Source organism: Pantoea sp. UBA5035, assembly GCF_002415245.1.
Classification (GTDB): Bacteria; Pseudomonadota; Gammaproteobacteria; order Enterobacterales; family Enterobacteriaceae; genus Pantoea; species Pantoea septica.
Genome location: NZ_DICD01000002.1, coordinates 35,444 through 49,553, shown reverse-complemented (window position 1 = coordinate 49,553; position 14,110 = coordinate 35,444). Strand labels below are relative to the sequence as shown.

At 54.6% G+C, this 14,110-nt stretch carries 14 protein-coding genes, 6 tRNA genes and 1 other RNA gene; 14 read left to right on the top strand and 7 right to left on the bottom strand.

Features of this window, described 5'->3' with window-relative positions:
* The first annotated feature begins 155 nt into the window (after positions 1-155).
* The gene (locus B3229_RS00760; protein WP_286867768.1) at positions 156-989 is read left to right on the top strand and encodes an HNH endonuclease signature motif containing protein; all 834 of its coding nucleotides are present in this window, start codon (positions 156-158) and stop codon (positions 987-989) included.
* A gap of 470 nt (positions 990-1,459) precedes the next feature.
* On the opposite strand, the gene B3229_RS00755 is transcribed toward B3229_RS00760, so the two are convergent.
* Positions 1,460-1,535, bottom strand: a tRNA-Ala gene (locus tag B3229_RS00755).
* Between the two features lie 45 nt (positions 1,536-1,580).
* Positions 1,581-1,656, bottom strand: a tRNA-Ala gene (locus B3229_RS00750).
* A gap of 352 nt (positions 1,657-2,008) precedes the next feature.
* Here B3229_RS00750 and B3229_RS00745 point away from each other — a divergent pair.
* Positions 2,009-2,797, top strand: a complete 789-nt coding sequence (locus B3229_RS00745; protein ID WP_286867767.1) for a formate/nitrite transporter family protein — start codon at positions 2,009-2,011, stop codon at positions 2,795-2,797.
* Positions 2,798-2,906: 109 nt separating this feature from the next.
* The gene (locus B3229_RS00740) at positions 2,907-3,260 is read left to right on the top strand and encodes a YfeC-like transcriptional regulator (protein WP_033791729.1); all 354 of its coding nucleotides are present in this window, start codon (positions 2,907-2,909) and stop codon (positions 3,258-3,260) included.
* Between the two features lie 37 nt (positions 3,261-3,297).
* Here B3229_RS00740 and gltX read toward each other — a convergent pair whose 3' ends face one another.
* Positions 3,298-4,713: a glutamate--tRNA ligase gene (gene gltX / locus B3229_RS00735; RefSeq protein WP_286867766.1), complete on the bottom strand. Its 1,416-nt coding sequence runs from the start codon at positions 4,711-4,713 to the stop codon at positions 3,298-3,300.
* A 271-nt stretch (positions 4,714-4,984) separates the two neighbouring features.
* Here gltX and B3229_RS00730 point away from each other — a divergent pair.
* The 9 genes from B3229_RS00730 (at position 4,985) to B3229_RS00690 (ending at position 7,681) form a co-directional block, all read left to right on the top strand.
* Positions 4,985-5,060 (top strand) — tRNA-Val (locus B3229_RS00730).
* 38 nt (positions 5,061-5,098) lie between these two features.
* A tRNA-Val gene (locus B3229_RS00725) sits at positions 5,099-5,174 on the top strand.
* Positions 5,175-5,216: 42 nt separating this feature from the next.
* A tRNA-Val gene (locus tag B3229_RS00720) sits at positions 5,217-5,292 on the top strand.
* 4 nt (positions 5,293-5,296) lie between these two features.
* Positions 5,297-5,372 (top strand) — tRNA-Lys (locus B3229_RS00715).
* A 43-nt stretch (positions 5,373-5,415) separates the two neighbouring features.
* Positions 5,416-5,550: non-coding RNA, RtT sRNA (locus tag B3229_RS00710), on the top strand.
* A gap of 158 nt (positions 5,551-5,708) precedes the next feature.
* The gene (tssD, locus tag B3229_RS00705) at positions 5,709-6,197 is read left to right on the top strand and encodes a type VI secretion system tube protein TssD (protein ID WP_286867765.1); all 489 of its coding nucleotides are present in this window, start codon (positions 5,709-5,711) and stop codon (positions 6,195-6,197) included.
* The gene (locus B3229_RS00700; RefSeq protein ID WP_286867764.1) at positions 6,197-6,559 is read left to right on the top strand and encodes a tlde1 domain-containing protein; all 363 of its coding nucleotides are present in this window, start codon (positions 6,197-6,199) and stop codon (positions 6,557-6,559) included. The genes tssD and B3229_RS00700 overlap by 1 nt, the downstream gene beginning before the upstream one ends.
* A complete protein-coding gene (locus B3229_RS00695) occupies positions 6,556-7,137 on the top strand; it encodes a hypothetical protein (protein ID WP_286867763.1) in 582 nt (193 codons plus the stop codon). Before B3229_RS00700 ends, B3229_RS00695 begins: the two co-directional genes overlap by 4 nt.
* 199 nt (positions 7,138-7,336) lie before the next feature.
* Positions 7,337-7,681 carry a FlxA-like family protein gene (locus tag B3229_RS00690; protein WP_286867762.1) on the top strand — a complete coding sequence of 115 codons (345 nt, stop codon included), beginning with the start codon at positions 7,337-7,339 and terminating at the stop codon, positions 7,679-7,681.
* Here B3229_RS00690 and B3229_RS00685 read toward each other — a convergent pair.
* The gene (locus tag B3229_RS00685) at positions 7,678-8,598 is read right to left on the bottom strand and encodes a LysR family transcriptional regulator (protein WP_286867760.1); all 921 of its coding nucleotides are present in this window, start codon (positions 8,596-8,598) and stop codon (positions 7,678-7,680) included. The genes B3229_RS00690 and B3229_RS00685 overlap by 4 nt on opposite strands.
* Positions 8,599-8,693: 95 nt before the next feature.
* Between B3229_RS00685 and B3229_RS00680 the strand changes: the two genes are divergently transcribed.
* Positions 8,694-9,704, top strand: coding sequence for a bile acid:sodium symporter family protein (locus tag B3229_RS00680; RefSeq protein WP_286867759.1), 1,011 nt, complete (start codon positions 8,694-8,696; stop codon positions 9,702-9,704).
* Between the two features lie 26 nt (positions 9,705-9,730).
* Here B3229_RS00680 and B3229_RS00675 read toward each other — a convergent pair whose 3' ends face one another.
* The 3 genes from B3229_RS00675 to zipA all read right to left on the bottom strand — a co-directional run bounded on the left by B3229_RS00675 (position 9,731) and on the right by zipA (position 13,073).
* Positions 9,731-9,949 (bottom strand): DUF3820 family protein, encoded by a 219-nt coding sequence (locus tag B3229_RS00675; protein ID WP_048786154.1) that lies wholly within the window; start codon positions 9,947-9,949, stop codon positions 9,731-9,733.
* Position 9,950: 1 nt separating this feature from the next.
* On the bottom strand, positions 9,951-11,969 hold the full coding sequence (gene ligA / locus B3229_RS00670) for an NAD-dependent DNA ligase LigA (protein ID WP_286867758.1): 2,019 nt from the start codon (positions 11,967-11,969) through the stop codon (positions 9,951-9,953).
* 66 nt (positions 11,970-12,035) lie between these two features.
* Positions 12,036-13,073 (bottom strand): cell division protein ZipA, encoded by a 1,038-nt coding sequence (zipA, locus tag B3229_RS00665; RefSeq protein WP_286867757.1) that lies wholly within the window; start codon positions 13,071-13,073, stop codon positions 12,036-12,038.
* A gap of 218 nt (positions 13,074-13,291) precedes the next feature.
* Between zipA and cysZ the strand changes: the two genes are divergently transcribed.
* A complete protein-coding gene (gene cysZ, locus B3229_RS00660) occupies positions 13,292-14,059 on the top strand; it encodes a sulfate transporter CysZ (RefSeq protein WP_286867755.1) in 768 nt (255 codons plus the stop codon).
* The last annotated feature ends 51 nt before the right edge of the window (positions 14,060-14,110 follow it).

Below are 14,110 nucleotides of genomic sequence, written 5' to 3'. Positions count from 1 at the left end.
GATCGGCAGATCTTCGATATCGGTCACGACTTTGTTAAAAGCCACCCCGCTAAGCGGACTGATGACGCAAGCATACTAATTGTTAATGCGCTGCAAGAAGCGTCCCCCTGTAAAAAATGAGCCTCGATAGACCAATAGATTCAAGGATTGACCACATGCAAAAGAAGGTACGCATACCTATACCCGCCGACTTATCAGCATCTATTCTGTTCGAGTCAGATAAAACGTGTTGCGTTTGTAGAGATCCCGGCAAACCCATTCAGATTCATCATATCGACGAAAACCCAAGCAACAATGCCCCGGACAATCTATCGGTGCTTTGCCTCATCTGCCATAACGACACTCAGGTGCGGGGCGGCTTTAGCAAACAACTTACAGAGACAGTCGTAAGGCAATACCGTGATGACTGGCTAACTCGCGTTAAAGCGCGGCGCGATAGTGCAGACGAGCTAGCAGTGAGCATGATGTCTGGCAACAATCATACTTACCGCACCACCAAGCATTACACGGAACAAAGCTTACGGGTGCCATCAAACCGAGATGGATTATACGACTACATTGACTCGTTACCGCTGGTTAAAAAAGTACTGCTATCAAACTCTACAGAGGGGTGGGATAGAGGTTCAACTGCCTCTATGGTTGAGGCAAACGAGGCGTACATAATTGGCCTACAAGGAATACTAATCGGGCTACTCGACTACTATCAAAATAAGTGCTTCGAGTCGCAAAGCCCACATGAGTTTTTAAGCGATGTAATATCAACTCGCTACCAATGGCACCGCCTAAGGCTAGAGCCTGAGGGGCCAAATACAGGGGGCACAATAGTCCGAACTATACTAGGCGCTGCAGTGGCTAACGATCTTGAGCACATGATTGTGGACCTGGTGGTAGCGCTTATAGGTTACGATGATTCATATAATTACAACGACTGGCATGATGAGTGGCTAGGCCAGAAACGTCCGGTGTCGTCTGGCGCAGCCGGGGCATAAGTATGGGTAGATTTTGTATAGCCTGTTTTTGGCGCATAGGTATCATTAGCGCCGTGATGGGGTATTAACCGATCAGCGCCGTAGGCGTCATCTATGTTCTGCTTTCACTCATTCTCTTATCAGGTAGCCGTTATAGTCCGGTGGCTGAAACCGTGGCAGAGCCAGACACTTTCCCGATCTGGTTAGGATTCCCATCTATCGCCTGTTTATCCCCTGTGCTGTCTCACGACATGGCATTACGGAACACCGCGCTAAGTGTGGAACGAATGAAAGTTTTAAGAGAGGTGTTTAGAGACGGTGACGCGTCATTAGCTTTCGAGTTATGTACCGATACCTGTTCGAGCTACTTAACTACAGGCCACAGGGATGTTATTCTCACAAATCGCCACTAACAACACTGTGGCAGTTTCGGAGTAAAGACACTCGTTCAAAATCTTATAACTTTTTGATTTTGAAGAGAAAAAGATGATTGGTGGAGATAAGCGGGATCGAACCGCTGACCTCTTGCATGCCATGCAAGCGCTCTCCCAGCTGAGCTATACCCCCACATCTGGAATCGTTTTTTCAGTGCCAAATCGTTGGGATGCGATTTGGTGGAGCTAAGCGGGATCGAACCGCTGACCTCCTGCATGCCATGCAGGCGCTCTCCCAGCTGAGCTATAGCCCCGAACCGAAAAAACCGTCGGATGTTCTCGACGGACGGCATAATATGAAACCGCCCTCAGGGTGTCAACGGCAAAATCAAAAACTGCGTTTGATCGCTGAAAAAGGCGGCAAATCTCGGATCGCACTGTTTTCCGCCGCTTTATTCAGGGCAAAAGCAGAGGATGACCAGTGTGACGTCGTGCCCCGCTTAGCCTGCCGCGTCAGGTTAAATTACGGTTAAACAGCCTTTAGGATTTTTCTTGTTTTCCGTTAAAAGCCGTGTAAAACTTAGCCCGCTAATTAAGTGGTCATCGCTGCCCACGCCTTATTACAACACCATCCCTGTCACAACTATCAATAATATTCGAGATACTATGTCGCTGCATTCACCTAAAGAGATCGCTCAACTGGCGATTCAGGCTGGCGTCACTAAAAGCCGCGCCTCCATTCCGACGTTATTAATTCTTGGTTTTATGGCTGGCGCCTTTATCGCCACCGGCTTCCTGCTTGACCTGCACGTGATTAACTCGCTGCCGGCTGACTGGGGCTCGTTCGGCGGCCTGCTCGGCGCAGCTGTTTTCCCGGTGGGCTTGATCCTGACCGTACTGGCGGGCGGCGAACTGCTGACCGGCAATATGATGACGATGCCGGTCGCCTGGTTTGCGCGTCGCGTCAGCGGTTTCGCCGTGCTGCGCAACTGGTTCTGGGTCACTATCGCCAACTTTATCGGCAGCCTGGCCATCGCCTGGTTCTTCGGCCATATGCTTGGCATGACCGAAGGCGACTATCTGAAGAAGACCGTCGCTATCGCCAGCGCGAAAGTGCACGCCGACTTCCTGCACGCCTTTATCTCCGGCATCGGCTGCAACTGGCTGGTGTGCCTGGCGGTGTGGCTCGCGTTCGCCAGTAAAGATGTGGTAGGGAAAATCTTCGGCATGTGGTTCCCGGTTATGGCCTTCGTTGCCATCGGCTTCCAGCACGTCGTCGCCAACATGTTTATCGTGCCTGCGGCTATTTTCGCCGGCCAGCTGAGCTGGGCGGAGTATCTGCCGAACTTTGTAGCCGTGTTCCTGGGCAACGGCGTCGGCGGCGCAGTATTCGTCGGCCTCGCCTACTTCCTCGCTTTCCGTCCTTCCGCTGAAGCGGTAGGCACTGCGCAGTAATTTTTTTGCCTTTTGTCGCAAGGCAAAAGGCAATTTCCTTTCCTCTTACTTTCACGCGTTACGATTTGCTGTAATATGTAGAACTAATGTATTAAACAGGGACAGCATCGTGAAAAAGGAATGGTTAACCCCCGAAGAACTTGCGAACGAAACAGGTTACAGTCGGCAAACGGTGAATAAATGGATCAAGCGCGAAAACTGGACCACCACGCCGAAGCCCGGCGTACAGGGCGGTAAGGCGCGATTGATTCATATCGACGAGCGCGTGAAAAGCTTTATCCAGTCCATGCGTAACCTGAACGAGCCGAACGCTTCCTATGCCGCGCAACAAAATTCTTTACCTGCGTTACTATTAAGTTCTGTACAGCAAATGACGCAGAATGAGCAGGATCTTCTTGCCGCGATGATTTTGCGCGAAGGGATTAAAGGCGTGCTGCAGCGGCTGGGCATTAGCGAAGAATAAAAAAAACCGGAAGCATTGCGCTTCCGGTTTTTGTTTGTCAGGCCTGCGCTTCGCGTTCAGCGATAAAGGCCAGCGCTTTTTCGATCCGCGCCACGCTACGGCGCTGTCCGATGGCTTCGACGGTGACGTCCAGGCCCGGCGACTGACCGGCGCCAGTCACGGCGACGCGCAGCGGCATGCCGACCTTGCCCATCCCTACTTCCAGCTCATCCGCTGTGCTCTGAATCGCATGGTGAACGTTTTCCGCCGTCCAGTCGGTAATGGCGGCCAGTTTGTCGCGCACCACTTCCAGCGGCTGACGCGCCACCGGACGCAGATGTTTTTTCGCCGCGTCGGCATCGAATGCGTCAAACTCTTCATAGAAGTAGTGACAGGAAGCCGCCATCTCTTTCAGTGTCTTGCAGCGTTCGCCCAGCAGGGTCACCAGCTTCGCCAGTTCCGGGCCGGTGCGGGTGTCGATGTTCTGCTGTTCAATGTGCCACTGCAGATGGGTCGCCACATATTCCGGCGGCAGGCTGTTGATATAGTGGTGGTTGAGCCACTGCAGCTTTTCGGTGTTGAACGCGCTGGCGGATTTGCTCACCGCGTCGAGCGTAAACAGCTCTTTCATCTCCGGGATAGAGAAGATCTCCTGATCGCCATGGGACCAGCCCAGACGCACCAGGTAGTTGAGCAGCGCTTCCGGCAGATAGCCGTCGTCGCGGTACTGCATCACGCCTACCGCGCCGTGACGCTTGGAGAGCTTTTTGCCGTCGTCGCCCAGAATCATCGAGACGTGAGCGTAGACCGGAACCTGCGCGCCAATCGCTTTAAGGATGTTGATCTGACGCGGCGTGTTGTTGATATGGTCTTCGCCGCGAATCACATGGGTGATGCCCATATCCCAGTCATCGACGACAACGCAGAAGTTATAGGTCGGCGAACCGTCGGTACGGCGGATAATCAGGTCATCCAGCTCCTGGTTGCTGAACTCGATCGGGCCACGGATCTGGTCGTCAAAGATGACCGATCCTTCCTGCGGGTTGCGAAAGCGCACCACGCAAGGCTCATCCGCCGCGTGATGGTCATGGCTGTCGCGGCAGCGGCCGTCGTAGCGCGGCTTTTCGCCGTTCGCCATCTGGGTTTCACGCAGCTGTTCCAGTCGCTCTTTTGAGCAGTAGCATTTATAGGCGGTGCCCGCTTCCAGCATCTCGTCGATAACGGCGTTGTAGCGGTCGAAGCGTTTGGTCTGATAGTACGGGCCTTCATCCCAGTCCAGGTTCAGCCAGTTCATGCCGTCCATAATGGCTTCGATGGCTTCCGGCGTTGAGCGCTCGAGATCGGTATCTTCGATGCGCAGGACGAATTCGCCCTGGTGGTGACGTGCGTAGAGCCAGGAGTAGAGCGCGGTACGTGCGCCGCCGACATGCAGGTAGCCGGTCGGGCTGGGCGCGAAGCGAGTTTTGATTTTCATTCAGCAGTGCCTTAGATGCGCAGGTTTTTTATCTGGATGACAAAAAACGGGTTAGACGCGAAAAACCGTGCGCACATTCTAGCACCTGGCGTTGAATCCTCAATGACCGCGCGCCTGCGCAAAGGGGTTAAGCCGTGGGTTTCTGCTAATAAAACCAGCACATTGGCTAAAAGCAGCGCGTGATGTCTAATTTTGAAGCGAATGCGCATTTTAGTTTTAAAAAGCGTTGACTCACTTCGAAGGATCCCTATAATGCGACTCCACACAGCGGGGGTGATTAGCTCAGTTGGTAGAGCATCTCCCTTACAAGGAGGGGGTCGGCGGTTCGAGCCCGTCATCACCCACCACTCTAAAGGTGGCCCGCAGTGAACAAGAGATAAGATATGGGTGATTAGCTCAGTTGGTAGAGCATCTCCCTTACAAGGAGGGGGTCGGCGGTTCGAGCCCGTCATCACCCACCATATCATCAGTCAGATGACGCTCTTGTTAAGCAGTACCGAAGTGGGTGATTAGCTCAGTTGGTAGAGCATCTCCCTTACAAGGAGGGGGTCGGCGGTTCGAGCCCGTCATCACCCACCACTTCGGGTCGTTAGCTCAGTTGGTAGAGCAGTTGACTTTTAATCAATTGGTCGCAGGTTCGAATCCTGCACGACCCACCAATTCAGAGAAAAGCGCCTTATGGGCGCTTTTCTCGTTTCTGCGCGCCGCGGGTTAGCGTGCAGGATGAGAACCTGCGTAGGTTCGACTGAATCGCCGGGAGCGATTCAGGCTGATGCATCGCATCACCCGCAGGGCGAGGCCCCGGACGGGCCGAGGCGCATCCTGCACGACCAACCAGTTCAGGTATAAGTGAATAGCCAAAACCATTTGATGTAAAACACTTCTTTAAGCGCATTAACTTAATCTGTGTCAATAAAAACTCCCTTTTCATTTTTTTCTATAAGAGAAAAACAGGAAGATGTTTCTTCTTTCTATCACGACAAGGATTTTGTCAAATGGCTATTCCGGTTTACCTGTGGCTTGAAGATGGTGGTGGAGTACCTGTGAAGGGTAACGTTAGTGTGAACGGGCGCGAAAATAGCATAGAAGTTTGCGAGCTAATGCATTCTATAGAGCAACCTGTTGACCCTTTGAGCGGAAAAATGACCACCAGACATCTGCATAGCTCATATGCGTTTATGAAAAACGTTGATAACGCCTCCCCCCATCTTTATAAAGCCCTCTCATCTGGTCAAACGTTTAAAAAGGCTGTATTTAAGTTCTACCGAATCAACTATAACGGACAAGAAGAGGAATATTTCAGAACTACGCTTGATAACGTGAAGGTAACAGAAATAGAGCCTTTTATAATGGACATTAAAAAACCTTGCTGGGAAAGGCATGACCATCTTGAATATGTCGATTTTGCGTATGAAAAAATCACATGGCACTATCTGGACGGCAATGTTATCCATTTTGACTCATGGAAAGAGAGAAACGCATAATGGCATGGGAATATGATGTCGCAACACATACCTTCACCCGCAATGGGGAAACCCATCCGGCTGAATATGCTGGTGCAGCAGGCTACAAGAATGATAGTTCGCAAGAGTGTGTTAGCGGTAAAGGCCCGTTGCCCAGAGGGGTCTATACCATCGGATCTCCTCACAATTCCTCTCATACCGGTAAATACACGCTTGACCTGACGCCTGCCCTGAGCAATTTCATGTGTGGGCGCTCCGCTTTCCGTATTCATGGCGCTAGCAAACAGCATCCACTCGATACATCAGAAGGCTGTATTATCGCCTCTATAAGCGTAAGAAAAAGCATCTGGGCAAGCGGCGACAGGGAGTTAAAGGTGAAATGAAACTTCTTTTCCTTATAGTGTCTACTCTGGCGGTTCCTGTTGCGTTAGCTGAAAAAATGGAAGGCTTTGCAGCTAACTATTACCAGGACGATCCCTTTATCCCCAGCTATAGTATTAGTAAAAACCTGGTGCCTGAGATCATTATTGGCAATGATATTTTTTTCATGGAGTTTAGTAGCCTTACGGATATTGCCAAAAGAAGTGGCGCCGCTATCCATCAGGATAACGAGGCATCATGGCTTTGTCTGACTGCTAAAAGCGTTAACTACTGGTTTATTTCTGACAATGAAATGGGGCAAGGAGATTTAACATCTATTGGTATTTCACAAGGAGTTCGACAACAAGCATGCTCATTTTATAATGATGACGTGCGTATCAAAATCGATGGCGTTCCCTTACTTAATGCATCTTTAAAAGATCTGTCAATGACGTTTCCAGATATACCTAATAACGATAGCGTTCAGTATTGTGCAGAAAGCCAAAGCTATGGCGAATTTATACAGTTAAATTGCCTACATTATTTTTTTAAAAACAAAAAAGTTAAAGGGATATTTATTAGCCAGATTACCTCAAGCTAAACAGGCTTACAGAGGCTAATTAGAGGTTAGCCTCTTTTTTATCAGTAAGCTGGTCGCTATTCGTGCATCCCTGCAGAACAGCCTTGCCGTCGTTGTCCGGCTCTCTGACGCCATCTTTTCCAAACCTTAACGCATTCTTGCCTCAAGCCTTTTTCTCCTCAACCGATAACGATCATGTCTATTTGCAAGGAGAAAACCGATGTCATCAATATCCGCTTTATCTGGCAGTACAGGCAGCAGCGCCGGCAACAACGTCAGCGTCTCGTCGCAGATTTCCGCACTGAATAAGCAGATTCAGAACATCATGAAGCAGGTCAAAGAGCTGTCGGATAATCAGGAGCTGACCGACGAGCAGAAGTCGGAAATGGAGCAGATGTATCAGTCGCAGATCGCCATGCTCGAAGCGCAGATCGCCCAGCTAGAACAGAAGCAAACAGAGCAGGCGCAGCAGAATAGCGAGCCGGCGAATCAGGTTAGCGGCGCGAAGCCCGGCGACGGCGTGAATCGTCCAACGGAAGCCAATCAGCTTAACGTTTATATCTAAAACGCCGGATTGATCGTGCGTTGTTGCGTCAGCAGCGTCGCCTGCTGACGCGCTTCCTGCCAGATGGCCTGCGCCGCTGGCGTCAGCGAACGGTTTTTACGCTTGACCAGCATCAGGCTGCGGTTGATTTCAGGATAGAGTCGACGCACCGTCAGCGCCCTGCCCGCCGGCAGCGGCAGCGCCAGTGCCGGCAAGATACTGATGCCAATGCCTGCATCGACCATAGGAAACAGCGTCGCCGGATGTCCGATATCCTGCACCACATTAATTTCCACCTGCTGCTGCCGCAGCGCCGCGTCAATCAACACGCGGCTGCCGGAGGCGTAATCCTGCAACACCACGTCGCGTCCTGCCAGCATGCGCCATTGCGCCGTATCGACCGCGGCAAGCGGATCGTCGCTGCGGCACAGCAGTAAAAAAGGCTCTTCCAGAATCGACTGGCAGTCGAGGTCGCTATCGTTAAGCGGGCCGATCACAATGCCGAAATCGACTTCGGCATTGCGCACGCTCTGTAAAACCACCTGCTGCATCCGGTCATGCAGAATGACGTTGATGTCGGGATAGCTTTTCTGGCTGGCGGCAAGACACTGCGGCATCAAATGCGCAGAGATGGTCTGGCTGGCGGCGATACGCACCGTTCCGCTTCGCTGTTCGCCGTAACTGCGGATATCCAGCAGCGTCGAGTTCATCTCTTCCAGCAGGCTCGCCATACGCGACGCCAGCTGCTGTCCCGCCTCCGTCAGCATCACCTCGCGCGTGGTGCGATCCAGCAGTCGCACGCCGATAACCGCCTCCAGCTCTTTAATGCTGTGGCTGACGGCCGACTGGCTCAGACCGATCGCCTGTCCGGCCTGGCTAAAACCGCCGTGATGGGCGACGGCGACGAAGGTGCGTAGCTGACGTAGCGTGTAATTCATCGAAATGGCTCATAGATTGATGCAATAAATCAATTTTATTTCTAAACCTGCATCCCGCACAATCACTGCATGTAACTTTTAACCGGATTTTAACAATGAGATTTCTGCGACTCGATCCGATGATGATTAAGCTGATCATCACGGTGCTGCTGGCCACCTTTCTGCCCGCTAAAGGCGTTTTCGTCGATATCTTCGACTACCTGACCACGGCCGCTATCGCCCTGCTCTTTTTTATGCACGGTGCCAAGCTATCGCGTGAAAAAATCATCGCAGGCAGCAGCCACTGGCGGCTGCATCTGTGGATTATGTTCAGCACCTTCGTGCTCTTCCCGATTATCGGCCTGCTGATTGTCTGGTGGCATCCGGTTAATGTCAGCGCGGAGATCTACACCGGCTTTATCTACCTCTGCATTCTGCCCGCCACGGTGCAGTCCGCGATTGCTTTTACCTCAATGGCGGGCGGCAACGTCGCGGCGGCGGTCTGCAGCGCTTCAGCGTCGAGCCTGCTGGGCGTCTTTATCTCTCCGCTGCTGGTGAATCTGGTGATGGATGTACACAGCAGCGCACCGACCAATGGCCTTGAGCAGGTCGGCAAAATTATGCTGCAGCTGCTGGTGCCTTTTGTTCTCGGTCACCTGTCGCGCCGCTGGATTGCCGGCTGGGTAGAAAAGCATCGCAGCCTGATTGGCAAAACCGACCAGACCTCGATCCTGCTGGTGGTCTATTCCGCCTTTAGCGAAGCGGTGGTTAACGGCATCTGGCATCGCGTCGGTATCGATACCCTGCTGTGGATTCTGGCGGGCTGCGTGCTGCTGCTGGCGCTGGTGCTGGCGATCAATATCTGCGCCTCGCGGCTGTTTGGCTTTAACCGCGCCGATGAAATCGTGGTGCTGTTTTGCGGCTCGAAAAAGAGCCTGGCGAATGGCGTGCCGATGGCGAACATTCTGTTCCCGGCCAGTTCAGTGGGCATTATCGTGCTGCCGCTGATGATCTTTCACCAGGTGCAGCTTATGGTCTGCTCCTGGATCGCCCAGCGTTATAAAGTCAGTCACGAGAAGAAGCTGGCGCAGCAGGTGAAGCCGACCGTTGTCGAGTCGCAAAAGTAACGAAAAGCCCGCCGAAGCGGGCTTTTTTACGCGTTGCGTTTAAGCGGTTTGACCAGGCCTTCCAGGCCTTCGATCTTGATAGCGAGCGTCATTTGCATCAGCTCGCCGAGATGACCCGAGGGGAACTCCGCTTTACGCGCGAACCACAGCAGATAAGGTTCCGGCAGATCGATAAGCAGACAGCCTTTATATTTGCCGAACGGCATCGCCGTATTGGCGATTTCAACCAGGTACGCCTTGTCCATATCAGGCGTCCAGCAGCCGGATCATTTCAGCTTCGTCGATCACCTCAATACCCAGCTCCTGCGCTTTAACCAGCTTGGAACCCGTCGCTTCGCCCGCGATAACCAGATCGGTTTTCTTCGAGACGCTGCCGCTGACCTTCGCACCGAGCGCGGTCAGGCGATCTTTAGCTTCGTCGCGCGTGAGCTGGGTCAATGAGCCGGTCAGCACCACGGTTTTGCCGGCAAACGGACTGTCGATCTCTTCCGCCTTAACCACCTCGATTTTCGGCCAGTGGACACCGATCTCATCCACCAGCTGGCGAATGATCTCGCGGTTGCTCTCTTCATCCATAAAGTTGCGCACGTGGGTAGCGACGACGGTGCCGACGTCCTGCACCGCAATCAGCGCTTCCAGATCGGCGTCCATCACTTTTTGCAGCTCGCCAAAGTGGTTAGCCAGGTTGGCGGCGGTCGCCTCGCCGACTTCGCGAATGCCAAGCGCGTAAAGAAAACGCGCCAGCGTGGTCGATTTCGCCTTCTCCAGCGCGTTGACCACGTTTTGCGCCGATTTCGGCCCCATGCGATCCAGACCGAGCAGCTTCTCCGGCGTCAGCCTGAAGAGATCGGCAGGCGTTTTGACATATTCGGTTTCTACCAGCTGGTCGATAATTTTATCGCCCAGACCGTCGACGTCCATGGCGCGACGCGAAACAAAATGCTTCAGCGCCTCTTTGCGCTGCGCGCCGCAGATCAGCCCGCCGGTGCAGCGCGTGACCACTTCACCTTCGACGCGTTCAACGTCGGAGCCGCACACCGGACAATGGGTAGGAAATACGATTTCGCGCGTATCCGCCGGTCGTTCGGAGAGCACCACGTTGACGACCTGCGGGATTACGTCGCCGGCGCGGCGGATCACCACTCTGTCGCCGATGCGCAGGCCGAGACGCTCGATTTCATCCGCATTGTGCAGCGTGGCGTTGCTGACCATCGCGCCCGCTACCAGCACCGGCTCAAGCCGCGCCACCGGCGTTACCGCGCCGGTGCGGCCCACCTGAAATTCAACGTCGCGCACGAACGTCATCTGCTCCTGCGCTGGAAACTTAAAGGCCACCGCCCAGCGCGGCGCGCGCGCCACAAACCCGAGGCGCTCCTGCAGTTCCTGCGAATCGACTTTGATCACCACGCCGTCGATATCGAATCCCAGATCTGGACGCGTCTCCTCAACCTGACGGTAGAACGCCAGCGCCTCTTCCGCGCTGTGCACCAGCTGAACGCGGTCGCTGACCGGCAGGCCCCAGGCTTTAAACTGCTGCAGCCGCGCATAGTGACTGCCCGGCAGCTCGCCGCCTTCCAGCAGCCCAAAACCGTAACAGAAAAAGGTGAGCGGACGCTTCGCGGTGATGCGCGGATCGAGCTGGCGCAGCGATCCCGCGGCGGCGTTGCGCGGGTTAGCGAAGATTTTGCCGTCGGTGCGGCGCGCTTCGGCATTCAACTTTTCGAAGCCGCGCTGCGTCATAAAGACTTCGCCGCGCACTTCCAGCCGAGCGGGAAAATCGTCGCCCTTCAGGCGTAGCGGGATCGCGCCGATGGTGCGGACGTTAGCGGTGATGTTCTCGCCCGTGGTGCCGTCGCCGCGCGTGGCGGCGCGCGTCAGCAGGCCGTTCTCGTAAAGCAGGCTTACCGCCAGGCCATCCAGCTTCAGTTCGCAGCAGTAGGCGATATCATCGCTGTTTTTCAGGCGATCCTGCACGCGCTTGTTGAAGGCGAGAAAGCCGGCTTCGTCGAAGGTATTGTCCAGCGACAGCATCGGCACCTCATGGCGCACCTGCTCAAATACCGTTAGCGGCGCGGCGCCAACGCGCTGGGTCGGCGAGTCGGGCGTGATGAGCTCGGGATGCTGCTCTTCCAGCGCGCGCAGTTCGCGCATCAGGCGGTCATATTCGGCGTCCGGTATCTCGGGCGCGTCCATAACATGGTAGAGGTACTCGTGATGGCGCAGCGTGGTGCGCAGTTCGGTGATCTGGTCCTGAACGGATTTCATATTGCCCCATCAGATAAAAAACCCCCGACAGGCGGGGGTTTGGTGAATCAGAATTAACGGTGTGCCCTATTCTCTGGATTCAATGACTTCGCGTATGCGGTTCTTGTAGGTTTCCAGCTTCTGCGGCGTCATCATGCGACGCTCGTCATCCAGCACCACGCCGCCAACGTCATCGGCGATACGCTGCGCAGACTGCAGCATCAGCTTAAAGTTTTGGTTCGCGTCGCCGTAGGAAGGCACCATCATAAAGATCGAGATGCCGGGCGTGGAGAAGTCAGACATCTCATCTGGATTAAACGAGCCAGGCTTCACCATGTTCGCCAGGCTGAACAGTACCGGGCCGCTTCCTGCCGGGCTGAGATGGCGATGGAAAATATTCATTTCGCCGAACTGGAAGCCCGCCTGCAGAATGCCCTGCAGCAGCGCTTCGCCGTTCAGCGTGCCGCCGGTATGCGCGGCGACGTGCAACACCAGCACCGTCTCTTTCGGCTTGCCTGGCGCTTTCGGCGCCTCCTGGTGAACCGGCTCAACCGGCTGCGGCTCATGCTGTTCCGGCTGGCGGCGAACAGGCTGCTGCGGCTCCGGCTCCGCCTCGTACAGCGGTTCAGGCTGCACAGCGTCCAGCGGTTCTAAATCGAGCAGCGGATCGGCCTGAATCGGCTGCGCTGGCGCGAAACGCGGCGCAGGTTCCTGCGGCGTCTGAACAGGCTGAGGCTGCGGGCGCGGCTGCTGTGGACGCGGCTGCTGCGGCGTCATCAGCGGATCGGCTTCCTGCTGCGGCTGCGGGCGCGCGGCGGGCTGACGCGGCTTCTCCGGCGCGGCGCTGAAGACCGGCGCGTCATCCTGCTGCTCGTCGCGGAAATTATCAATGCGCGGCTCCTGATGCGGCCGCTCATGGCGCACGCGAACTTCGCCGACGCTCTCTTCGTCATCGGTCAGGCTATCTTCATCGTCGCGCTGGTCGCGCTGTTTGAGCCGTTTGTGCGGGCGATCGCGAAACACTGACGAGCGCTCTTTACGGCTGGTCCACAGCCCGTGAAGAAGGAGCGCTATAATGGCGATCGCGCCAACAACGATTAATATCAGACGCAAATCCTGCATCATTGTATTCTCTGTTGTTCCAATACCTTGCCACCGCGGCAAACTTTATCCTCTAACTGTATTTGCCCAGCTAAACAAGTGCAAGCTCGTGCAGTATTTTCTGACAAATAAGATAGTCACCCCACGGTTTTTTGCTGTTTTTTCACACAATCGCCTCATGGTCAGGAGAAAAAGCCAGGTTATGATGGTCTCGCCTGATTATTTCCTGGAGAGTTGCCTGTATGGCCCACGAGAACACTGTCTCAAGTTTCAACGGCGTGCACTATTTTAGCGAAGGCTGGAGACTGGTTCGTCTGCCAGGCATTCGGCGTTTCGTCATTATTCCCCTGCTGGTCAATATTCTGCTGCTGGGCGGCGCCTTCGTCTGGCTCTTCTACCAGTTGGGCAGCTGGATCCCGCAGCTGATGGCGCACATTCCCGACTGGCTGCAGTGGTTAAGCTATCTACTCTGGCCGCTGTCGGTCATTTCGATCGTGCTGGTGTTCAGCTACTTCTTTTCTACTATTGCCAACTGGATCGCCGCGCCGTTTTGCGGCCTGCTGGCGGAGCAGCTGGAGGGCCGCCTGACGGGCAAACCGCTGCCGGACAGCGGCTGGATGGCGATGCTGAAGGATGTGCCGCGCATTATGAAGCGCGAACTGCAAAAGCTCGGCTACTATTTGCCGCGCGCGCTCGGCCTGCTGCTGCTCTACTTTATTCCCGGCTTTGGCCAGACGGTGGCGCCGGTACTATGGTTCCTGTTTAGCGCCTGGATGCTTTCGGTGCAGTATTGCGACTATCCGTTCGATAACCATAAAGTGAGTTTTCAGCAGATGCGCAGCGCTTTGCGCCGCCATAAAAGCGCCAATATGCAGTTCGGCGCGCTGGTCAGCCTGTTCACCATGATTCCGATTCTCAACCTGGCGATTATGCCGGTCGCCGTATGCGGCGCGACGGCGATGTGGGTCGATCGCTACCGCACGCAGCTGGGCCGCGCTGAGCTACGCTAGTACTCATCAGGGCGCCTTATGCATTTTTTAACAAGGCTTATTGCGTGGGGA

Coding starts and splice junctions, on each gene's coding strand:
- B3229_RS00700 (WP_286867764.1), top strand. CDS start 6,197: ATGGCATGGGAATATGATGTCGCAACACATACCTTCACCCGCAATGGG.
- zipA (WP_286867757.1), bottom strand. CDS start 13,073: ATGATGCAGGATTTGCGTCTGATATTAATCGTTGTTGGCGCGATCGCC.
- B3229_RS00745 (WP_286867767.1), top strand. CDS start 2,009: ATGTCGCTGCATTCACCTAAAGAGATCGCTCAACTGGCGATTCAGGCT.
- ligA (WP_286867758.1), bottom strand. CDS start 11,969: ATGAAATCCGTTCAGGACCAGATCACCGAACTGCGCACCACGCTGCGC.
- B3229_RS00760 (WP_286867768.1), top strand. CDS start 156: ATGCAAAAGAAGGTACGCATACCTATACCCGCCGACTTATCAGCATCT.
- B3229_RS00680 (WP_286867759.1), top strand. CDS start 8,694: ATGAGATTTCTGCGACTCGATCCGATGATGATTAAGCTGATCATCACG.
- B3229_RS00685 (WP_286867760.1), bottom strand. CDS start 8,598: ATGAATTACACGCTACGTCAGCTACGCACCTTCGTCGCCGTCGCCCAT.
- tssD (WP_286867765.1), top strand. CDS start 5,709: ATGGCTATTCCGGTTTACCTGTGGCTTGAAGATGGTGGTGGAGTACCT.
- B3229_RS00690 (WP_286867762.1), top strand. CDS start 7,337: ATGTCATCAATATCCGCTTTATCTGGCAGTACAGGCAGCAGCGCCGGC.
- B3229_RS00695 (WP_286867763.1), top strand. CDS start 6,556: ATGAAACTTCTTTTCCTTATAGTGTCTACTCTGGCGGTTCCTGTTGCG.
- cysZ (WP_286867755.1), top strand. CDS start 13,292: ATGGCCCACGAGAACACTGTCTCAAGTTTCAACGGCGTGCACTATTTT.
- B3229_RS00675 (WP_048786154.1), bottom strand. CDS start 9,949: ATGGACAAGGCGTACCTGGTTGAAATCGCCAATACGGCGATGCCGTTC.
- gltX (WP_286867766.1), bottom strand. CDS start 4,713: ATGAAAATCAAAACTCGCTTCGCGCCCAGCCCGACCGGCTACCTGCAT.